This window comes from Thalassotalea euphylliae (genome assembly GCF_003390375.1).
Lineage (GTDB): Bacteria > Pseudomonadota > Gammaproteobacteria > Enterobacterales > Alteromonadaceae > Thalassotalea_F > Thalassotalea_F euphylliae_A.
Genome location: NZ_QUOT01000001.1, coordinates 295,317 through 316,816 on the forward strand (window position 1 = coordinate 295,317; position 21,500 = coordinate 316,816).

16 protein-coding genes are annotated in these 21,500 nt (G+C 42.4%); 9 read left to right on the forward strand and 7 right to left on the reverse strand.

Annotated features, from left to right (window positions below; genetic code table 11):
• Nucleotides 1-37 precede the first annotated feature (37 nt).
• The 6 genes from DXX94_RS01375 to DXX94_RS01400 all read left to right on the forward strand — a co-directional run bounded on the left by DXX94_RS01375 (nucleotide 38) and on the right by DXX94_RS01400 (nucleotide 7,116).
• Nucleotides 38-2,623: a DNA translocase FtsK gene (locus DXX94_RS01375; protein WP_116018217.1), complete on the forward strand. Its 2,586-nt coding sequence runs from the start codon at nucleotides 38-40 to the stop codon at nucleotides 2,621-2,623.
• 29 nt (nucleotides 2,624-2,652) lie between these two features.
• Nucleotides 2,653-3,384, forward strand: a complete 732-nt coding sequence (lolA, locus tag DXX94_RS01380; protein WP_116013384.1) for an outer membrane lipoprotein chaperone LolA — start codon at nucleotides 2,653-2,655, stop codon at nucleotides 3,382-3,384.
• Nucleotides 3,385-3,472: 88 nt separating this feature from the next.
• Complete coding sequence (locus tag DXX94_RS01385) at nucleotides 3,473-4,777, forward strand: replication-associated recombination protein A (RefSeq protein ID WP_258872222.1); 1,305 nt, start codon at nucleotides 3,473-3,475, stop codon at nucleotides 4,775-4,777.
• The gene (gene crcB / locus DXX94_RS01390) at nucleotides 4,758-5,153 is read left to right on the forward strand and encodes a fluoride efflux transporter CrcB (protein ID WP_116000183.1); all 396 of its coding nucleotides are present in this window, start codon (nucleotides 4,758-4,760) and stop codon (nucleotides 5,151-5,153) included. The genes DXX94_RS01385 and crcB overlap by 20 nt, the downstream gene beginning before the upstream one ends.
• Nucleotides 5,154-5,164: 11 nt before the next feature.
• On the forward strand, nucleotides 5,165-6,448 hold the full coding sequence (gene serS / locus DXX94_RS01395) for a serine--tRNA ligase (RefSeq protein WP_116013387.1): 1,284 nt from the start codon (nucleotides 5,165-5,167) through the stop codon (nucleotides 6,446-6,448).
• A gap of 185 nt (nucleotides 6,449-6,633) precedes the next feature.
• Nucleotides 6,634-7,116 (forward strand): TlpA family protein disulfide reductase, encoded by a 483-nt coding sequence (locus DXX94_RS01400; RefSeq protein WP_258872065.1) that lies wholly within the window; start codon nucleotides 6,634-6,636, stop codon nucleotides 7,114-7,116.
• A 242-nt stretch (nucleotides 7,117-7,358) separates the two neighbouring features.
• On the opposite strand, the gene DXX94_RS01405 is transcribed toward DXX94_RS01400, so the two are convergent.
• Entirely contained in the window at nucleotides 7,359-9,227 is a 1,869-nt protein-coding gene (locus DXX94_RS01405; protein WP_116013389.1) for a hypothetical protein, read from the reverse strand.
• A 248-nt stretch (nucleotides 9,228-9,475) separates the two neighbouring features.
• On the opposite strand from DXX94_RS01405, the gene DXX94_RS01410 reads away from it, so the two are divergent.
• Entirely contained in the window at nucleotides 9,476-9,955 is a 480-nt protein-coding gene (locus DXX94_RS01410; RefSeq protein WP_258872066.1) for a low molecular weight protein-tyrosine-phosphatase, read from the forward strand.
• A gap of 86 nt (nucleotides 9,956-10,041) precedes the next feature.
• Here DXX94_RS01410 and DXX94_RS01415 read toward each other — a convergent pair whose 3' ends face one another.
• Together DXX94_RS01415 and ppsR are read right to left on the reverse strand one after the other, a co-directional pair.
• A complete protein-coding gene (locus DXX94_RS01415) occupies nucleotides 10,042-11,094 on the reverse strand; it encodes a 3-deoxy-7-phosphoheptulonate synthase (RefSeq protein WP_116013390.1) in 1,053 nt (350 codons plus the stop codon).
• Between the two features lie 134 nt (nucleotides 11,095-11,228).
• Nucleotides 11,229-12,038 (reverse strand): posphoenolpyruvate synthetase regulatory kinase/phosphorylase PpsR, encoded by an 810-nt coding sequence (gene ppsR / locus DXX94_RS01420; RefSeq protein WP_116000187.1) that lies wholly within the window; start codon nucleotides 12,036-12,038, stop codon nucleotides 11,229-11,231.
• Nucleotides 12,039-12,256: 218 nt separating this feature from the next.
• On the opposite strand from ppsR, the gene ppsA reads away from it, so the two are divergent.
• Both ppsA and ydiJ read left to right on the forward strand, forming a co-directional pair.
• Nucleotides 12,257-14,632, forward strand: a complete 2,376-nt coding sequence (gene ppsA, locus DXX94_RS01425; protein ID WP_116013392.1) for a phosphoenolpyruvate synthase — start codon at nucleotides 12,257-12,259, stop codon at nucleotides 14,630-14,632.
• 198 nt (nucleotides 14,633-14,830) lie between these two features.
• Complete coding sequence (ydiJ, locus tag DXX94_RS01430; protein WP_116013393.1) at nucleotides 14,831-17,899, forward strand: D-2-hydroxyglutarate dehydrogenase YdiJ; 3,069 nt, start codon at nucleotides 14,831-14,833, stop codon at nucleotides 17,897-17,899.
• Between the two features lie 105 nt (nucleotides 17,900-18,004).
• Here ydiJ and DXX94_RS01435 read toward each other — a convergent pair whose 3' ends face one another.
• The 4 genes from DXX94_RS01435 to DXX94_RS01450 form a co-directional block, all read right to left on the reverse strand.
• Entirely contained in the window at nucleotides 18,005-18,988 is a 984-nt protein-coding gene (locus DXX94_RS01435) for an LLM class flavin-dependent oxidoreductase (protein WP_116013395.1), read from the reverse strand.
• 134 nt (nucleotides 18,989-19,122) lie between these two features.
• Nucleotides 19,123-19,674 carry an inosine/xanthosine triphosphatase gene (yjjX, locus tag DXX94_RS01440; RefSeq protein WP_116013396.1) on the reverse strand — a complete coding sequence of 184 codons (552 nt, stop codon included), beginning with the start codon at nucleotides 19,672-19,674 and terminating at the stop codon, nucleotides 19,123-19,125.
• A 102-nt stretch (nucleotides 19,675-19,776) separates the two neighbouring features.
• Nucleotides 19,777-20,094 (reverse strand): antibiotic biosynthesis monooxygenase family protein, encoded by a 318-nt coding sequence (locus DXX94_RS01445; protein WP_116013398.1) that lies wholly within the window; start codon nucleotides 20,092-20,094, stop codon nucleotides 19,777-19,779.
• A gap of 2 nt (nucleotides 20,095-20,096) precedes the next feature.
• Nucleotides 20,097-21,059, reverse strand: a complete 963-nt coding sequence (locus DXX94_RS01450) for a sensor domain-containing diguanylate cyclase (protein ID WP_116013399.1) — start codon at nucleotides 21,057-21,059, stop codon at nucleotides 20,097-20,099.
• Nucleotides 21,060-21,500: the final 441 nt, after the last annotated feature.

The following is a 21,500-nucleotide window of genomic DNA, read 5'->3' on the forward strand; positions in this document are numbered from 1 at the left end:
ACTTGAAGCAGGTCTACTGATCTGCTCAGTACTCGCTATGTATTTAATGTTGGCACTATTTACCTTTGACCCGGCAGATCCTGGCTGGTCGCAAACTGGCTATCAAACACCAGTGCGAAATTTAGGTGGCTCGGTAGGTGCGTATTTATCTGATCTATTACTGAACCTCTTTGGCGTGATTGCCTACACCTTGCCCTTCGTGATTGCCGTTGTTGGTTGGTTATTGTTCCAACGCTTTTATCGTCTTATGCAACTTGATTACCTGACTTTAGGGTTAAAACTGGTTGGCTTTTTCATGTTTTATATTGGCGTAACCTCGCTTGCCAGCATGAATTTTGATGACATTTTCTACTTCTCTGCGGGCGGTATATTAGGCGATGTACTTAGCGGTGCATTTCTACCATACTTTTCGTTTGTTGGCTCAACGCTACTGTTTTTACTACTAACTTGCACAGGTTTTGTCTTTTTGACAGGTATCTCGTGGTTAGAGGTGATTGATAACATAGGTCGTTATGCAATTGCCGTTGCTTTGTATATCGCAGGGCTACCGAAATTAATTGCTGAGAAATTTAATAGTGAGCCAAAAGAAAAACCGCTAGAAAACGAAAGGGCAATAAAAGAAGCGAAAGCGGATGTCGATGAAAATGATCCGCTGTTTAATGAGTCACACTTAGAAGACAAAACATTTGAAGAAACACCTGAGCCTGTTAAGCAAGCATTTGAACAATCAAGGTTTGATGGTGCCGAAGACGACTTGGCAATAGCTGAACAAACTAATCAAAACAATGATGATTACGACGAGCCGCCATTTGCTATCAGTGATGATTTAGATGATAACTTAGGCAATAACTTCAGCGATAAGTTAATAGAAAACACAGGTGAAAACATAGAGCCAAGTCTTGGCGATATGGGCAAGGAGCGTGTTGAACCATTTATTGAGATAGATGAACTGATGACTGGCCCGCTAACGGTTAACGTGCAAGAAAATGTTAGTGAGTCTGAAATTACTGCCGCGTTTGAGCCAGTAGAGAAAATTCAGGTAGAAGAAACGCCAACGTTGCATGATAAAATTAATCAGCAGTTGGATGAGCAGGCGAGGGCAGAAGCGGATGCCGCACCTGATTTTGCATCATTACCATCGTTGGATTTACTCGATCGCTCCGATAAACAAAAGCATCCAATTGATCAAGCCCAGCTTGAACAAGTATCACGTTTAGTTGAAGCCAAACTTAGTGAATTTGGCATCAAGGCAGATGTGGTGGATGTATTCCCTGGCCCAGTAATCACCCGTTTTGAATTGGATCTAGCTCCAGGCGTAAAAGTGAGCAAAATCACTAACCTATCGAAAGATATTGCCCGTTCGCTATCAGCGAAAAGTGTTCGCGTGGTCGAAGTGATTGAAGGCAAGTCAGTGATCGGTATCGAATTGCCAAATAAACATCGCGAAACTGTGTACTTCTCTGATGTACTCTCTTGTGACACTTTTGAGCAATCAAGTTCAAATTTGGCAATGGCCATTGGAAGTGATATATCCGGTAAACCTGTCGTGGCTGATCTTGCCAAAATGCCACACTTACTGGTTGCTGGTACCACAGGCTCTGGTAAGTCAGTTGCGGTAAATACCATGATTGTCAGTATCTTGTATAAGTCGTCGCCTGAAGACGTTCGCATGATCATGATTGACCCGAAACAAGTTGAATTATCAGTTTATGACGGTATTCCACATCTACTATCAGAAGTTGTGACCGACATGAAAGAAGCGGCCAATGCGCTACGCTGGTGTGTGGGTGAAATGGAGCGTCGCTATCAGTTAATGTCTAAGCTTGGTGTTCGTAACCTAAAAGGTTATAACGATAAAGTGGCTAAGGGTATCGCTGAAGGTGAGCCATTAATTGATCCTTTATGGCAACCAACAGACGCTTTTAGCAATACACCACCTACGCTAGAAAAACTGCCATCAATCGTAATTGTCGTGGATGAATTTGCCGACATGATGATGATAGTTGGTAAAAAAGTGGAAGAGCTTATTGCCCGTATTGCGCAAAAAGCACGTGCCGCGGGAATCCACTTAATTCTGGCCACGCAACGCCCATCTGCGGATGTTATTACCGGTTTAATTAAAGCAAATATCCCAACCCGTATGGCATTACGTGTTCAGTCGCGTATTGAATCACGCATTATTCTTGATCAGCAAGGCGCAGAGCAGTTATTGGGTATGGGTGATATGTTCTATTTACCGCCAGGTGAAGCAGTGCCTGTGCGTGTGCATGGTGCCTTTGTCAACGACGATGAAGTACATGCTGTGGTCAGCGACTGGAAATCTCGTGGTGAACCAAATTACCTAGATGAAATCAAATCTGGGGATACTGAGCAAGAAATTTTGCTGCCGGGTGAGCAAGCGGAAGCGATGGAAGGAGCAGAGCTTGACCCACTTTATGATGAAGCGCTTGCGTTTGTTAGTGAAACGCGACGTGTTTCAATTTCTAGCGTACAGCGTAAGTTCCGAATTGGCTATAACCGTGCGGCTCGTATCGTTGAAGATATGGAAATGCAAGGCGCGGTTTCTCCACCGGGTCATAATGGCGCACGTGAAGTATTAGCACCGCCACCGGTCAAAGACTAGTTAAAGACTCGAGAGAATGTAATTTGAAAATGAAAAAAAATTTTGTTGGTATGGCATTGTTTACTAGCATGGCCAATACCGTGCTCACTGCCATGTTTACAGCCACTTTGAGTGTTAACTCCTTCGCTGTCGAAGTTAATGAGCAAGTATTAAATAGCGCAAGTGCTAATGAATTAGCTACGCCTGCAACAAATAACCTGTTGGTAAACAATGAGGCTAAAACAGAGCTGCTGGCAAAACTAGCGCAGCTTGAAAACTTAGCAGCGAGCTTTACGCAAAATATTTATGATGTAGACAATAATCTGCTACAAACTGGGCAAGGGCAGTTCACCTTAGCAGCTCCCAACTATTTAAACTGGCAAACGACATCACCAGAAGAATCGACCTTAGTTTCTGATGGTGAAACCTTGTGGTTATTCGACCCATTTATCGAACAAGTGACCGCTTATTCCCTAGCGAACAGTATTAGCAATACGCCTATTTTATTGCTAACCAGCACAGATGAGTCACTTTGGCAGCAATACGACATTAGCCAAATGGCCAATGAAGCATTTAAAGTGGTTGCTAAAAGTGAAGATGCACAGGTTAAGGAGTTATTACTAGCCTTTAGCGGCGATGTACTTTCAGGCTTTACCATTGTAGATGCAACGGGTCAGCACAGTGAGTTTCTTTTGGAAAATATCGCGGCAAATCAAACATTAGCCAGCGAAGTATTTTCTTTTCAAGTCCCAGAGGGCATGCTGTTAGATGACCAGCGCTAAAAGTTCTTCTAGAGCCAACCAGGGCTTAAATTTAGGCTTAAACACAGGCTTGGAGCTTGATTTAGGCTTTGAGCAGCCAACTGAGTTTATGCCGCTTGCCGCTCGGCTTCGCCCAAAAACACTAGATGATTATGTTGGGCAGCAACATATTTTGGGGCAAGGTATGCCTCTGCGCCAAGCGATTGAACAGCAGCAAAGTCATTCCGTTATTTTCTGGGGGCCACCGGGTACTGGAAAAACCACATTAGCTGAGATCATGGCCAATCACGCCAATGCGGAAATTGAACGCATTTCAGCGGTCACTGACGGCATAAAAGAAATTCGTAAGGCAATTGAAGCGGCAAAAGACCGTTTGATCCATCGCCAGCAGCGCACGGTCTTGTTTGTTGATGAAGTGCATCGTTTCAACAAAAGTCAGCAAGACGCTTTTTTACCTCACATCGAAGATGGCACCATAGTATTTATCGGTGCGACGACAGAAAACCCAGCATTTGAACTAAATAGAGCTTTGTTATCTCGTGCTCGGGTATATGTACTGAATAAACTCACGGCTGAGGATTTAAGTCAGGTTTATCATAATGCGCTGACTCACCTTAACCAAGAGCGCGCACAAAGTAATTTACCAGCCATTGTATTTGAGCCTGAGGCCATTAATAGCTTGTTGTCTGTCGCTAGTGGTGATGCTCGTCGGTTGCTGAATTTAATTGAGAATTCTCTGACTCATGCCGTTGATGGCTCAGCCATTACTGAGCAGCAAGTGTTGGAAGTGGCGGGTAGTAAAATTGCGCTATACGATAAAGGCGGTGATGCCTTTTATGATTTAATCAGCGCTTTTCACAAATCAGTGCGTGGCTCAGATCCTGATGCGGCGTTGTATTGGTTTGCCAGAATACTTACGGCAGGTGGCGACCCGCTATACGTTGCCCGTCGCCTGTTAGCCATTGCCAGCGAAGATGTGGGCAATGCTGATCCAAGAGCACTCACCATTGCCATAAATGCATGGGATACCTTCCAGCGTGTTGGCCCGGCAGAAGGTGAGCGAGCAATTGCCCAAGCGGCGGTCTATCTTGCACTTGCGCCAAAGAGCAATGCTGTTTACACGGCATTTAAACAAGCAATGGCGATGGCTGCACAAACCAGCGAGCTAGATGTGCCTATTCATCTAAAGAACGCCACGAGCAATATCACCAAGGGGTTAGGGCATGGTCAGGAATATCGTTATGCACATGACGAACCTAATGCTTTTGCCGCTGGTGAATGTTATTTTCCGCCTGAGATTGGCCAAACGCGATTTTATCAGCCAACTGAGCGTGGCTTAGAAAAACAACTAAAGGCAAAACGAGAGTACTTAGACCAACTTAACAGGGATAGTGATGAGCAACGCTTTAAATAGTGTCAGTATGTATTTGCTAGTGGCACTTGGTGGTGCCTGTGGTGCCAGTTTACGGTTTTTTATTTCGCAATTAGTCCTAAATTGGCTAGGAAAGGGATTCCCTTTTGCGACATTGATCGTTAATATTTCGGGCTCATTTATAATGGGTCTGTTATACGGGCTTATAGAGCAGGGCGTTATAGAAGTCGCCATTACCCGAACACTGATTGGGATAGGCTTTCTAGGTGCATTAACGACCTTTTCAACGTTTTCATTAGATACTGTGCTGCTTATTCAGCATGGTGAGTATTTTAAAGCGGTTACCAATATACTGCTCAATGTTGTACTTTGTGTGGGTGCAGCAGCACTCGGTATATTTCTAGTAACCCATCGGTAAAGTGACTAACAATGCTTGACGCAAAACTTTTAAGAACTGATTTAGAACAAACAGCAGCAGCGCTCGCGAAACGCGGTTTTACACTTGATGTAGAAAAATTCACAGCGCTTGAAGAACAACGTAAAGCCATTCAGGTAAAGACCCAAGAATTACAAAGTGAACGTAACACACGGTCAAAATCAATTGGTCAAGCCAAAGCTCGTGGTGAAGATATTCAACCATTGCTTGCACAAGTAAGCCAGTTAGGTGATGACCTAGAAGCTGCGAAAAACGAAGAAAAAGAAGTGTTAAAAGCAATTAATGATATTGCTGCAGCTGTACCAAATATCACTCATGAGTCTGTGCCTGCAGGCGATAGGGAAGACGATAACGTTGAAGTTCGCAAATGGGGCGAACCAAAAGCTTACGATTTTGAAGTTAAAGATCATGTAGACATCGCGACCGCGTTAGACAAAGGACTGGACTTTGAAAGTGGTGCCAAGCTTGCGGGAACGCGTTTCGTGGTAATGCGTGGTCAAATTGCCAAGCTGCACCGTGCACTTGCTCAGTTTATGCTTGATGTGCATAGCGAAGAGCACGGCTACGAAGAAATGTATGTGCCTTATTTAGTTAACCACGATTCACTATACGGTACTGGTCAATTACCAAAGTTTGGTGAAGATTTATTCCACACTGACTTATCTTCAAAGACTTTCTCACTTATTCCTACCGCGGAAGTGCCACTAACAAACTTAGTGCGTGATGAAATTGTTGATGAGAAAGAATTACCAATTAAGATGACTGCGCATACGCCATGTTTTCGCAGTGAAGCCGGTTCATCGGGACGTGATATCCGTGGTCTAATTCGTCAGCATCAATTCGATAAAGTCGAAATGGTGCAACTTGTTAAACCAGAGACTTCATTTGATGCGTTAGAAGAATTAACAGCTCATGCAGAAAATATTCTGAAAAAGTTAGAACTTCCGTTTAGAACGGTTGTGCTTTGTACTGGCGATATCGGGTTTAGCGCGACTAAGACTTACGATATTGAAGTCTGGTTACCAGCGCAAAACACTTATCGAGAGATCTCGTCTTGTTCGAATATGGGTGATTTCCAAGCGCGTCGCATGCAAGCACGTTTCCGCAATAGTGAAACTAATAAGCCAGAATTGCTACATACCCTTAATGGTTCTGGTTTGGCGGTTGGTCGCACGTTAGTCGCGATTTTGGAAAACTACCAGCAAGCTGATGGCTCAATTGAAATTCCAAAAGTATTGCAGCCATACATGAAAGGCTTAACTCACATCGGTAAATAGCTTTTGTTGCTATAAATAGAGTTCTGCTAGCATCGTTAACTTAAGTTAATGATAAAGTTAGCAATATGTAAAAAGTCCGGCTTATGCCGGATTTTTTGTTTCTAACAAATATTAATTACATTTTTAATGCAATGGTTTTAATTAATCTCGGGTCTTGATGACAAAGTTATTCAGGATTTTGTATTTTGCTTAAAAACCTTTTCGTTCAAGCCATCGTTTTCGTATTAATTTTTCAGTTTGTCTCATGGGTTCGTGAAACGAATATGCTGTCTAGTGACACCCAAGTTTCACAAGATATCGTACTTACTTCGTTAGATGGTGACGAAGTGTCAATTAAAGCAGATAGTAAACCGCTGGTTCTTTATTTCTTTGCGCCTTGGTGTCAGATCTGCCACATGAGTATTGGTAACCTACAATCAATTTATGAGAAAAATGGTGATATTGATGTTATTGCCGTAGCGCTCGACTATACAGAGCAAGACGAAGTAGTAAGATTTACTCAGCAGCACCAACTCACATTCCCAGTGGTTTATGGTAATGAACGCCTTAAACAAGAACTGATGGTGAGTGGTTATCCTAGCTATTATGTACTTAATGAAGATAACACGGTGGAAAGTAAATCTATGGGTTACTCAACGGAATTAGGTATTTATTTACGCGCATTGTAATTTGCGTTTTGTGACTTGCGCTTTCTAACCGATATTATTGTAAATCGTATTTCCAATATGAGTTGGGCTAACTAGTGTTACTTTTCGCTAGTTTGCTTGACGTCTTTTGAGGGTGTGGTCTATCACAGTGAGCGACTGGATTACCTACACATAGCTTTTACGGCTGTTATCGCTTTATCAATCGACTAATTTGATAAATGCATAGAAGCACCGTGACACAGCTACAAGGCTAACTAGGCGAATTAGCTTTTCAAGCCCGCAAGCTCTGCCTCAAGTTCTTTAACACGATTATTGGCTTTGGTTGCGCTATTGGTAAGTCGCTCAAAGGTATTAGTTTGGTTGTACTTCATAAACTCGATTTGCTCTTTAAGCTTAACGCGCTCTTCCTTCGCTTCCTTGCCATTCATTTGTTCTTGATGAAGCAGGTTCTCTAGTTCTCTAACTTTTAACAAGGCTTGCTCTGATTTGGTGGTTAGTCTTTCAACCGTGGCAATATTATTGCTTTTTACGAACTCTACTTGGCTTGCAAGCTTGGCGTTTTCTTGACGCAGTTCATTGGCTTGGAGCTCAGCGTTACTAATTTTTGCTTCTGCTTGTGAGTATGTTTGTTGTTGCTTGGTGAAGTTTTCTTTATCTACTTGGTGTGCTTGCGTCGATTCTTCCAATTTCTGTGTTAGTTGGTTAATTTTCGTCGCGGCATCAGACACTGATGCCTTCAGTTGGTCAATGATTTCATCTTTATTTAGTGACGCTTCGTTTAGCGCTTGTGTTTTCGATTCTCGCTGCGCTATTTCACTAGATAGCAAGTCATTTTGTTGTTGCGCCTTTTTAAGCTTGTCCTCGCTATCAGTTGCCTGTTGTTTATATTGATTAAGTTCACTGGTTAATGACTGAATCACATCATCGGAACCTTTAGTCGCTTCAGACAATAAATCAGTTTGGCGGTTGTTCAACTCTGTCACTGTTTGATGATGAGCTGCTTTTATCGCAGCAATGTCACTGGCATGCTGCTGATTGATATCATCAATCACTGTTTGATGATCGCTCGTCAGCGCTTCTAATTCAGTGAGCCGTGACTGGAACTGCTTTGTCACTGCTTCTCGCTCGTAGGATAATGCTTGTTCGTGGGCAAGGTTAAGGGATTCTATCGCACTAGAATGCTCATTTTTTGCGGTTTGTATGTGGTGCTCTAAATTTGAAATTTGCAGGTTGCTTGCTTCTGAGGCTTGAGTTATTGATTCCTGGTGGTTTTGCTCCAGTTCAGCTAATTTCTGAGCGGATAATCCCCTGAACTCAGTAAATGCAGTCGTTGTTTCAGAGAGTTTATCTCTTAATTGCTGTGCTTCACTACTGTGCTGTTTAACGAGTTGCTCTTCTAGCTTATTTAGTGCGTTTTGCTTATCGTCTTGTGCTTGCAACTTATATGAGGAAAATTCTTTAGTAACATTATCTAATGACTCGTTAAGGTGTTGCTCAATTTCTTGATGTTTTGCTATTAACCTCTGCTCAAGTGCAGTTAAAGCCTCCTCTTGGGCGTGCTTTGCGTGCTCTTTATTTTCTCGTAATTCATTCTTCAGGTGGGCTATCGAGTCATCGCGATCTTTGGTAAAGCTCGCCATGCTTTGCTTATGGCGCTGTGTTATTTCTTCAATTTCATTTGTGTGCTCTGATATGCGAGCAGTCATACTTTGCTGATGTTCTTCTTTAATCTGCTGAATGCGTTCAGTTTGTTCTGTTTTTAAAGAAGCAATAATTTCAGTGAGTGACGCATTTTCGCTTTGTACATCAGTTAGCAGGTTCTCTACCTTGCTAAGCTTATTGGTTAGGTAGCTTTCGAGCTGACTCGCATGATTGATTCTTTGTTGATATTCACCAACCGCATTAGCTACTGATTTTTCAATATCAGCATTAATTTGCTTTAAAATATTATCGCTTAAAGATGGCAGTTCAGATTGTAGATAGCTAATTTCGGCTCGCCACTGATTGAAAAATTTAACGAGTAGTTGTTGAGGGGCGTCAAAGTGATCAAACAAGGCTTCAATAACATTCCCTTGCTCGGTTTTCGATATTTCATCACAAAAGCGCTTGATGTCTTCGTATGCTACAGACACTCTTATATTCCTTTATTGCGTTTTATTTAGCCACAGTAATTTTTAACATATTATTTACTAAGGTTAAATGTATAGAGTTGAATAATATGACAATTAAACGAAGGGCAATTGGCATATGATCACCAATGTTTATTTTCACGTAGACGAATAAATAGTGTTTAGTTAATCTATTAACATCTAATAATAATGGGTAGCTAGGGGCTCGGCGCTAGTTAGCCAGTAACATACTAACTATTCGGGCATTAAACATGACTTCTTCTTTGTCTTCAGTAAATTCAATTATTTTTGTCTGCATGGGAAATATCTGCCGTTCGCCAACTGCCGAAGCTGTGTTTAGAGCTAAGGCGAATCAGGCTGGGTTGGATATAACAATTGATTCCGCAGGAACAATCGGCGCTCATGTTCGTGAAAAACCTGACCACAGATCACAAAAAGCAGGAATGGAGCGCGGCTATTCGTTTGAAGGCATTCGCTCGCGAAAAGTTGCTAGTTCAGATTTTGAAAAGTTTGATTTAGTGTTAGCAATGGATAACCAAAATTTACAAGATTTGCTGACTAATTCACCGACCGAACACCATCATAAAATAAAACTTTTCTTGGAGTTTGCTGATAACTTTGAAGAAACGGAAGTGCCAGATCCATACTATGGCGGTGCAGGCGGGTTTAAATACGTGGTAGATTTAATTGAAGATGCGAGCGATGGACTGATTAATCGCATTCGTGAGTAGTTAATTATTAAAAGTAAGTAATGCAATAAAAAACGAGGCATAAGCCTCGTTTTTTATCAGTAAATTACGTAGTTACAACACCAGATTTAACCTCTACGTTTTTTCACTGCGTCGGCTAGTACCGCTAACACGTCTTCACTCGTACTAAAGTTGATACAAGCATCTGTGATACTTTGACCATAAGTTTTCGCTTTGCCATCAATAACTTCTTGGCGACCTTCAACAATAAAGCTTTCAACCATCACACCAAAAATAGCCGTAGATCCGCCAGCAATTTGCGCTGCAATGTCTTGCGCTACCATAGGTTGTTTGCTGTGGTCTTTACTGCTGTTGCCATGGCTGCAATCAACCATTAATGGCTTATTAATGCCTGAATCAAACAAAGCTTCTTGCGCCGCTTCGACATGGTTTGCTTGATAGTTTGGTTCCTTGCCACCGCGTAAAATCACATGCGCGTGAGGATTGCCATGTGTTTGGTAAATACACATTTGGCCTTTTTTATCCGGTGAGTAGAGTACGTGGGGAACGCTAGATGCCTTAATGGCATCAACGGCAATTTTAACATTACCATCAGTACCATTTTTAAAACCAACAGGGCAGGATAGTGCTGAGGCAAGCTCTCTGTGTACTTGGCTTTCTGTAGTACGGGCGCCAATTGCGCCCCATGTAATCAAGTCAGAAATATATTGGCCCGTGACCATATCTAAGAACTCAGTGCCTGCTGGTAAACCTAACTCGTTAATATCGACTAATAGATTACGAGCTAAATTTAGCCCTTTTGCTACATGAAAAGATTTATCTAGATCAGGGTCACTAATTAGCCCCTTCCAGCCAACGGTTGTGCGCGGCTTTTCAAAATAAACACGCATAACAATCATTAACTCGTCTTGATATTTGTCATGCAATACTTTGAGCTGCTTGGCGTAGTCTAGCGCTGCTTCAGGATCGTGTATTGAACAAGGACCAATAACAACCACTAGGCGGTCATCTTCTTTGTTAATGATGCGTTCTACTTGCGCTCTACTTTCAATAATAAATTCAGCGGTTTGCTCAGAAAGTGGTATTTGCTCAGCTAATTCTGCAGGTGAGGCGAGATGCTCAATTAGCGTGGTTCTAATTTCGTCGGTTTTGATAGTCATTTAACTTAGCTTTAATGTGCTGCCGACAAGTAGGCTTTTAGGCTTAAGCGGCAGCATGAATAATTGCGGTTAACATAGCGAAAAAGCAAACTAAAGTGAATTAGTTTTATCGCTAGTTACCGCAATTTATCGCATTAGTACTTATGACGACGCAGGCCCGTTTCTGCCAGAATTTTTGCAGTGATTTCTTCTACTGAAAACTTTGTTGAATTAATGAACGGAATTTTCTCTTTTTTATAGAGTTTCTCCACTTCTCTAAGCTCCATTCGACACTGTCTGGCCGAGGAGTATTTACTGTTTGCTCTGCGGTTATCACGGATGTCCATCAATCGCTCTGGATCTATCGTTAAACCAAAGATTTTTTTCTTATGCTGCTTAAGGAAGTTAGGCAGCTTAAGCTCGTCCATATCGTCATCAGTGAATGGATAATTCGCCGCTTTGATACCGTATTGTAGTGCTAAATAAAGAGAAGTTGGCGTTTTACCTGAGCGCGAAACGCCCACTAAAATAATGTCGGCATCGGCGTAGTTGGTAACATTTGAACCATCATCGTTCGCTAGCGCATAGTTAACCGCATCAATACGATAGTCATAGCTATTTTCGTGAATACTATGGGTGCGATGCGCTTTGGGTTTAGCTTGTACGTTTAATTCTTTTTCCAGTGGCGAAACGAAATGCTCTAAGAAGTTATAAATAATAGCATCACAGCTGTCGATAATTGCTCGTATCTCAGGGTTAACAAAGGTATGAAAAACCAGCGGTTTTTCACCCGAGCGTTTAGAAATAGCATTAATTTTAGCTTTTGCTTCTTCGGCTTTTGCCACAGTTTCGACAAAAGATATCGTATGGTGTTCAAACTCCATGGGGAATAGGGAAAGTAAGGCATGGCCAAAAACTTCAGAAGTAATCGCGGTTCCGTCTGAAATATAGAAAGCTGGGCGCATTTTGATCTCTCTTTTGAAAACTTACAAATTTTGTTTTGGTATTCGTGGGCTCCAGTGTAGAATGGCCGCGCTTTAAATATCAAACATATTTCCAGCAAGTGGTATTGTTTTTGATCGAAGTCTATATTCAAGTGGCTTTTGCTCGTTAGCATTAATAACGTGACTAGAGTTACTTGACTATATACTTTACAAAAATGACTAATCTTGGAGATATTGTCGTGCAAGAAAACGTACTTTGGTATGAACAGCTGGGAATGAATGATGTCGACCGTGTTGGCGGTAAAAATGCATCATTAGGCGAAATGATTTCAAACCTGGCTAATGTTGGGGTGCAAGTCCCTGGCGGTTTTGCCACTACAGCCTTCGCATTTAATGAATTTCTTGAACAAAGTGGCCTAAACGACAAAATTTATCAATTACTAGACAGCCTAGATGTTAGCGATGTTAACGCGTTAGCTGAGTGCGGCGCTACTATTCGTCAATGGATTATTGACACTCCTTTCCTTCCTCAAATGCAACAAGATATTGAGCAAGCTTACGCTAAGCTCGCTGGCGAATTTACTGAAGACGCTTCATTTGCCGTACGTTCATCGGCAACTGCTGAAGATATGCCTGACGCGTCATTTGCTGGCCAACAGGAAACTTTCCTAAACGTTAAAGGCCTAGATGCTGTAATGGTAGCGATTAAGCACGTATTTGCTTCGCTATTTAATGACCGTGCTATCTCATACCGTGTTCACCAAGGTTATGACCATCGTGGTGTTGCGCTATCAGCCGGTATTCAGCGTATGGTGCGCAGTGACATCGCAGCAAGTGGTGTAATGTTCTCAATTGACACGGAATCTGGCTTTGAAGATGTCGTCTTTATCACTTCAAGCTACGGCTTAGGTGAAATGGTGGTGCAAGGGGCGGTAAACCCTGATGAGTTTTATGTACATAAGCCAACGCTAGCCAATGGCAAACCAGCAGTAGTGCGCCGCACTATTGGTAGTAAAGCTATTAAGATGGTTTACGCCCAAAGCCAAGAGCACGGTAAGCAAGTAGAAATTGTTGACATGGAAGAGTCACTTTCGAATCAGTTCTCTATTACTGATGAAGAAGTGATGGAGCTTGCTAAGCAAGCTGTGATTATTGAAAAGCATTACGGTCGTCCAATGGATATTGAGTGGGCGAAAGACGGCTTAGACGGTAAACTTTATATCGTTCAGGCGCGCCCTGAAACGGTTCGTAGCCGCGAAAGCGCTAATGTAATGGAACAGTTCCAGTTACAAGAAACTGCTGCTGTGATTTGTGAAGGTCGTGCGATTGGCCACAAAATTGGTTCAGGTACCGCAAAAGTACTTTCGTCACTAGAAGAGATGGACAAAATCCAGCCAGGTGATGTGTTAGTAACAGATATGACTGACCCTGATTGGGAGCCAATCATGAAGCGCGCATCAGCGATTGTTACTAACCGTGGTGGTCGTACTTGTCACGCGGCGATCATCGCACGTGAAATGGGTATTCCGGCGGTTGTTGGTTGTGGTGATGCAACAACGCGAATTAAAGCGGGCGATGAAATTACTGTTTCTTGTGCTGAAGGTGATACCGGCTTTATTTACGACGGCAAGTTGGAATTCTCAGTAACCACTTCACAAGTAGATGAAATGCCTGAGCTACCGCTCAAAATAATGATGAATGTGGGTAATCCAGATCGCGCATTCACCTTTGCCCGCTTACCACATGCTGGTATTGGTTTAGCCCGTTTAGAATTTATCATCAACAAAATGATTGGTGTGCATCCAAAAGCGTTACTTAACTACGATGCGCAATCTGCTGACTTGAAAGCGGAAATTGACGACATTATTGCCGGTTATGCAAACCCTGTTGAATTCTACATTGCCAAGTTAACTGAAGGTATTTCAACTTTAGCTGCTGCTTACGCACCAGAACGCGTGATTGTTCGTATGTCTGATTTCAAATCAAACGAATACGCGAACTTAGTGGGCGGTGAAGAGTTTGAGCCGGAAGAAGAAAACCCAATGATTGGTTACCGTGGTGCTTCTCGTTATATTTCTGAAGATTTCCGCGACTGTTTTGCGCTTGAATGTGAAGCGGTAAAACGTGTGCGTAATGAAATGGGCTTAACCAATGTCGAGATCATGATCCCGTTTGTACGTACCTTGGAAGAGGCGTCAGCAGTTATTGATATTCTTGCTGAGCACGGTTTAGAGCGTGGCAAAGACGGCTTAAAAGTGATCATGATGTGTGAATTACCATCGAATGCACTTTTAGCTGATCAATTCTTAGATTACTTCGACGGTTTCTCTATTGGTTCAAATGATTTAACGCAATTAACCTTGGGTCTAGACCGTGACTCTGGCTTAATCGCGCATTTATTTGACGAGCGTAATCCAGCAGTAAAAGAGCTTCTAGCAATGGCGATTAAAGCCTGTAAAGCACGCGGTAAATACGTGGGTATTTGTGGTCAAGGGCCAAGCGATCACGCTGACTTTGCCGCTTGGTTGGTAGAGCAGGGCATTGACAGTGTTTCACTTAACCCTGATACGGTATTACCCACTTGGTTGTACCTTGCCGAGCAATACCAAGCTTAAGCAATACCAAAGCCGAGCAATATCAAAGTTAATTAAAGATTAACATTGAAAGCTCTATAAAGATGCTATGTAGCATTTATAAAAAAAGCCTAAGCAAGTATAAAAACTGCTTAGGCTTTTTTCGTTTATCACTCCCATTCAGTAAGCGTCATGCTATACTGATTTTCTGTAAATTTTCTTGTTGTTATTGCTGTTCGTATGCTTCCTAGGTTAGACCCTGTTGAATTAATTAAACCGATTTATCAAGACTTTATAAATGCGCTTAAGCAAACCGCCTATAAAGGTGAAATAAATAGCCAATATAGTGCTCGTTTAGCGGTGGCGACCGACAATAGTGTCTACCAGCAGTTGCCGCAATTGGTGCTTTGCCCACGCACTAAACAAGATGTGCAACTCATTACTGAGCTGGCGAGCCAAGCTCGATTTAATGATATTAAGTTCAGCGCTCGCGGCGGTGGTACAGGTACCAACGGCCAAAGCTTAACGCCGGGTGTAGTCATCGATTTATCAAAATTTATGAACCGCATTTTGGAAATCAATGTCGAAGAAAATTGGGTACGAGTTGAAGCAGGTGTTGTTAAAGATCAGTTAAATGACTATTTGCGCCCGTATGGTTTCTTTTTCTCGCCGGACTTATCCACATCAAACCGCGCCACTATTGGCGGCATGATTAATACAGATGCCTCAGGTCAAGGTTCATTGGTTTATGGTAAAACCTCAGATCACGTATTAGGGCTATCATCAGTACTAGCTGATGGTTCACTAATTAATACTCAGCCGATGCCGATTGAGCAAGCTGAGACGTTGGCGTTAGAAAATAGCAGTTTAGGTAAAATTACCAAGCAGCTGCTGGCCAGTTGTCGTGATAACCGTGAGCTAATTCTTAACAAATTCCCGCGCTTAAACCGCTTTTTAACTGGTTATGACTTAGAGCATGTCTTTAATGATGACTTAACCGTATTCGATCCAACCCGTGTCATCACTGGCTCAGAAGGTTCACTGGCGGTGGTTTGCGAAGCAAAACTCAACCTAACGCCAATCTCGAAAGCAAAAGCCTTGGTGAATATTAAGTACGACAGTTTTGATTCGGCGCTAAGGCACTCGCCTGATTTAGTCAGAGCAGAGGCAACCTCAGTTGAAACCATTGACAGCAAAGTACTTAACCTTGCCAAAGAAGATATTATTTGGCACACCGTCAGCGACTTGATCACTGACGTGCCAGATAAGGTCATGGATGGCCTTAACATGGTGGAGTACAACGATGAATCGACAGAAGCTCTAGAACAGCGTATCGAAGTGCTTGAAGGCATTTTACAGCAAGACATGGCCGCCAACAAAGGCATCATTGGTTATCAAATTACCTACGATCTAGGCAGTATTGGCCGTTTGTATGCAATGCGTAAAAAGGCGGTGGGTTTATTGGGTAATACACAAGGTAGTCAAAAGCCGCTTGCCTTTGCTGAAGATACTGCTGTGCCACCAGAAAACCTAGCAGATTTTATTGGCGAATTTCGTGAGTTGTTAGACAGCCACCAGCTTAATTACGGTATGTTTGGCCATGTTGATGCCGGTGTTTTACACGTTCGACCTGCGCTGGATATGTGCGACCCTGAACAAGAAAAATTACTTCGCACCATTTCCGATCAAGTTGTGCAGCTGACCGCTAAATATGGCGGTTTGATGTGGGGTGAGCACGGCAAAGGTTACCGCAGTGAATACGGGCCAGAATTTTTCGGTGAAACTTTATTTAACGAGTTGCGCAAAGTGAAAACGGCATTCGACCCGCTCAATAAAATGAATCCGGGAAAAATTTGTACACCGATAGATTCTCAAGAGTCATTGGTTTCAGTCGATGATATTAAGCGTGGTTATTTTGACCGCCAAATCTCAACGCCGATTAAAACCTCTTTCGAATCTGTGCTTGGCTGTAACGGTAACGGTTTATGCTTCAACCATGATACTGCAAGCCCAATGTGTCCTTCATCAAAGGTTACGCGTGACCGAAGACATTCGCCCAAAGGCCGTGCTGGACTAATGCGTGAGTGGTTGCGCTTAATGGAAAACAAAGGTGTCGATTTACTTAAAGTTGAAGAAGACTTAGATGGTTGGTCGGTAAAACGCTTGCTAGATAAAGTGAAAAACACTATTTCTACTAGCTTATCGGACAAAAACAATAACGACTTTTCTCACGAAGTGATGGACGCAATGCAAGGCTGTTTGGCGTGTAAAGCTTGTGCTAGTCAGTGTCCGATCAAAGTTGATGTACCTGATTTTAGAGCTCGCTTTATTAATCTGTATCACAGCCGTTACTTTAGACCGCTAAAAGATCACTTAGTCGCTAACGTCGAAACGTTAACACCTATGATGGCGAAAGTGCCTAAGCTTACTAATGCCGTGCTTGGTTCAAGTATTTACCAATCGTTTTCGAAAACAGCTATCGGCTATGTTGATACGCCACTATTGAGTTACCCAACCTTAAAGCAGCGGTTAGCTAATCGCGATTTTACCCAGTTTGATTTAGCGAAGTTAATGCTACGCAATGAGCAAGAAAAAGCTAAAACCTTGCTCGTTGTGCAAGATCCATTTACTACCTTTTACGATGCAAAATCAGTAGAGGCGCTAATGGTATTAGCGAAAAAACTCGGTTTTGACCCAATATTATTGCCGTTTAAACCTAACGGTAAAGCTCAGCATGTGAAGGGCTTCTTATCTCGATTTGCCAATACAGCAAAGTCTGCAGCAGATTTTCTTAACGAGTTGCATGGGCTGGGGATTGCCATGGTCGGGATGGATGCGTCATTAGCGCTATGTTATCGCGATGAATACCGCCAAATATTAGGTGATAAACGTGGTGACTTTAAAGTGTTGCTTGCCCATGAATGGTTGTCAAAGGTTGTAGAAATGGCAGTTCAAGAAGAGCAGCCAAGCGTTGCAGCTAGTGTCGATTTTAAACTGTTCGCCCATTGTACGGAAAAAACTGCCTTGCCAAAGTCTGAGCAACAATGGCAACAAATATTTAGTCACTTTGGTTTGACGTTGGATAAAGTTGCCGTTGGCTGCTGTGGTATGGCGGGTACTTATGGCCATGAAGCCGTCAACCTTGATAACTCAAAAACCCTGTTTGAAATGAGTTGGCAAGGCAAGTTAAACGAGCTTAAAGATGAACAAGTATTAGTGACGGGTTTCTCATGCCGCAGTCAGGCAAAACGCTTTGCTAAAGTACAAGCAAGGCACCCTGTAGAAGCGTTAGCCCAGCTATTGCCTTAGAAGTTTCAGCCTAGTTCATAAAAGCCGCTAAATGAGTCATAGCTCGTTTTTTAGCGGCTTTTTTGTCAGCTTATTTTAGTGGTTGTAAGTTTTGTTAGAAACGGCCTAGCTAAACGCTTTTTTGACTAATTCAAAACTTTTTTTACGATCTTCAAAATGGTAAACGTTTGAGATCATCATCACTTCGTCGGCATCAAACTGCGCTTGTATCTCTTCTATGTTGGCTTTGACTTGCGCTGGTGTGCCAATTGCTCGCCTTGGCAGGCGCTGTTGGATAAAAGCACTTAACTGAGGTGGTACAGGATATTCTGCCACCTGCTCAGGCGTTAAGAAGTCACCTTGCCACTCACCGGTGATGTAGCGATAGTAATTGACCTCGTAACTCTTAGCGAGCAGGTGCGCATAGTCTTCATCCTCGGCGCAGAAAGTGGCAATTGTCACCGAAGTATATGGCGTTTCGTGTTTCGCGCTTGGTTTAAAGTGCTGCTGATAATAATTAGTAACTTGTGCTGATGCATGTGGGTTAATAAACAGCGCTAAATTGTAAGGTAAACCATGCTGAGCGGCTAAAACCGCGCTGTCTTGGCTTGAACCTAACATCCACATTGGCAAATCTTTCGGCGGTTTCGGGCTGACGGTTGGCTCTGCGTTTTCATTGTTTAGGTAATGCCACAGCTCTTCAACTTGCTGTGGAAACTTATGAAAGTCCGGGCGACCATTAGGCGCGAGTGCTGAAGCGGTTAGCATATCTGTGCCGGGCGCACGACCGATACCTAAATCAATACGCTCTGGGTATAAGTTGGCTAACATTGAAAATACTTCAGCTACTTTGTAACTGCTGTAGTGAGGCAACATAATACCACCGGAGCCCAAGCGAATTTTATTGGTCGCCGCGCCCAATGCCGAAAGTAACACTTCAGGAGCACTGCCCGCTAGGGCAACAAATCCATGATGCTCTGAAATCCAGAAGCGATGATAGCCGAGTTGCTCACAAAACTGTGCCATCTCAATGGTTTCTTTGAGTGCTGTTGTGGCTGAGTCAAAAGTACGAGCGAACGATTGATCTAATACCGAAAGTTTAAAATTCATAACTGGGCTTTGTTTTATATCAGTGGTTAATTGGAGTTTGAATCTAGTTTTAACTAGGATTTTAATTTGTCACAAGCGCTCAATATAACAAAACTTTTAGCACGACAAAGTCGTTTACCTATCGGTTTTCGTTATTATTGATATAATTTAGCATTGGCAATCTTCGCTAGTGCCAAAATCAGGGCTTGCTGATAGGTAGATTGTCTGGTCACTAAACCATTAGTAAATAACCCCATTGCGCCTGATTTCTGCTTGGCATTTTGGGTATTAAAGAGTTTATCAATTACATCGCCTAATTCTTCACCTTGTTGCAATGCTTGATAAACGCCTTCTGGTAACGGAAGTTGGGCACTAAGGGCAATGGCTTCTTGGTCTGTATTAGCACTTGAAATAACGACATAAGCAAACGCGGCAGGGCCGTAATGGTAATGATCAACGCCGCCTTCGATGGCAATATAATAATCAGCGGAATCAGCGAATTCTTGCTGGCAATGGGAGACACGATTTTTCGCACCCAGAAGGGTTTCTGCTTCAGTCATGGGTTGTTCAGCAACACCTGATGGGGCATTGACTGAGGTGACAATGATGTCTTGTTGAGGAAAATACGATTGGAACGCAGCTTTTGCGGCGTTTACTTTAACCGGATTTTTAGAGCCAACGATAAGATTAAGTTTATTAGTGGTCATTCGTTCTTATTTTCTTGATATTAAGTACTAATTTACAGGTGCTTAGCCGTTTTTAATGAAACTAGCATAAAAACTAAAACCGAGCGTTTATAAAACCAATGTTTATAAGCCATAGTCGCGTTCAACTTTGGCAATTCGCACTTTATAGCTGGCATACCATTTTTCTCGGCCGAGTTTTTGCGCTTGTTGGTGATCAAGGTTGGCTTTCCACTGTTTAATCGACGCAAGATCAGTCCAGTAAGAAACTGTGATACCCAGCGCTTCGCGAGCCGATTCAACACCCAGAAAGCCTGATTGTTGGGCTGCTAAGGTGAGCATGTTGGCGGCCATATCAATGTAACCCAAGTCATCACTTGTTCGTGTCGACGTAAATATAACCGCGTAGTAGGGTGGTTGGGGCGTTGCACTAATCTTTGACACAATTAACGCTTCTTCTCAGCTTTCACTTGATACATAGCTTGATCGGCAATGCAAATAAGTTCATCAAGACTTTTGTTTTTCTCAGCAACGACAGAGCCAATACTAATGGTGTTGGCGGGCAGCGCAAGCTGTTGATTAGCTTGTTGGTAATGGTCACTAATTTTTTCTGCAATAAGAGGTAGGTCTTCGGCGTGATTAATTTGTAACACGCATGCAAACTCATCGCCGCCAATCCTTGCCAGAATATCGCTCTCACGAATATTCGCTTTGATACTAGTGGCGATGGAAACCAACACTTTATCACCAATATCATGGCCATATTTATCGTTTAATTGCTTAAAGTCATCAGCGTCAATAAATAGTACGCCCAGCAATAGCTCCACCCGTTTCGCTAATTTAAAGCGCTGTTCGGCCAGTAGCATAAATGCGCGTCGATTATGTATATTGGTGAGTGGATCAACCATGGCGATTTGCTGCATTTTATCATAGTTATCAATAATTTCTAAATCATCTTCGATAACTGAACGAAACTCTGCCAATAACTCTATATGGTTATTGTCATAATCTGTTTTTTGCAAATCCATGATACAAATAGTGCCAAAGGGCTTGCCATCAGGCCAATTGATGGGCATGCCGAGGTAGGAATTAAAACCGTCGTCACTTACCTCAGGATTGGTCTGCCATTCTTCAAGTTCAGTGGCGTTTTGCACATAAAGTAACTGGTGTGATTCAACCACTTTTTTGCAAAAAATATTGGTCGAGGTAGGGATAGTGCTGCCTGCCGGGTAGGGGTTTTCTTTTTGCTGACTGGCAATCACCACCTGATAGCCTTGATCTGTGTATTGCACAATAAAACTCGTCGGCACCTGATAAAGCTTCGACATCAAGTTAATGGTTTTTTGCCATTTATTGAGCGGCACATTTTCTTTTGTTTGTTCAAGAATAAATTTGTTGGCGGACAGCATCTAAAACTCAAAACTCTTTATTGTTTGGCAGTTGACTAATACCAATTGAAATAATTACTTAATCATTCAGTGAGAATTAAAAGGCTTAAAGGCACAGCTTACGAGCTCAATGCATAACCTAGCTAAACCCATGCAGGTAAGGCATTGATTGCAGAGAATGAATATTTCTTTTTTCTACATGAGAACTAAAGCTAACATCTCTTTATATATGCCTGTTAATCTCACCCTTAGGAGCGTTCAGCTGAGCTGATGATTTCGCCAAATTTATTCGATGAGCAACTATGTTTGTAAAAATTTGCCTAATTCTTCTACCGCTGACTGCGCTATGAATTTATCAATTCAATAATTTTTTAATTCAATTAGTATTAGGCGCTAATTGATGGAAAATGTCTATGGTAGTTTGCAAAGCATTTCTTTATAGAAAACTCTGGAATTAGTTTT

Excerpts from the sequence above, each read along its gene's own strand:
- DXX94_RS01375 (WP_116018217.1), top strand. The coding sequence starts at position 38 with ATGTATTTAATGTTGGCACTATTTACCTTTGACCCGGCAGATCCTGGC.
- lolA (WP_116013384.1), top strand. The coding sequence starts at position 2,653 with ATGAAAAAAAATTTTGTTGGTATGGCATTGTTTACTAGCATGGCCAAT.
- DXX94_RS01385 (WP_258872222.1), top strand. The coding sequence starts at position 3,473 with ATGCCGCTTGCCGCTCGGCTTCGCCCAAAAACACTAGATGATTATGTT.
- crcB (WP_116000183.1), top strand. The coding sequence starts at position 4,758 with ATGAGCAACGCTTTAAATAGTGTCAGTATGTATTTGCTAGTGGCACTT.
- serS (WP_116013387.1), top strand. The coding sequence starts at position 5,165 with ATGCTTGACGCAAAACTTTTAAGAACTGATTTAGAACAAACAGCAGCA.
- DXX94_RS01410 (WP_258872066.1), top strand. The coding sequence starts at position 9,476 with ATGACTTCTTCTTTGTCTTCAGTAAATTCAATTATTTTTGTCTGCATG.
- DXX94_RS01415 (WP_116013390.1), bottom strand. The coding sequence starts at position 11,094 with ATGACTATCAAAACCGACGAAATTAGAACCACGCTAATTGAGCATCTC.
- ppsR (WP_116000187.1), bottom strand. The coding sequence starts at position 12,038 with ATGCGCCCAGCTTTCTATATTTCAGACGGAACCGCGATTACTTCTGAA.
- ydiJ (WP_116013393.1), top strand. The coding sequence starts at position 14,831 with ATGCTTCCTAGGTTAGACCCTGTTGAATTAATTAAACCGATTTATCAA.
- DXX94_RS01435 (WP_116013395.1), bottom strand. The coding sequence starts at position 18,988 with ATGAATTTTAAACTTTCGGTATTAGATCAATCGTTCGCTCGTACTTTT.
- yjjX (WP_116013396.1), bottom strand. The coding sequence starts at position 19,674 with ATGACCACTAATAAACTTAATCTTATCGTTGGCTCTAAAAATCCGGTT.
- DXX94_RS01450 (WP_116013399.1), bottom strand. The coding sequence starts at position 21,059 with ATGCTGTCCGCCAACAAATTTATTCTTGAACAAACAAAAGAAAATGTG.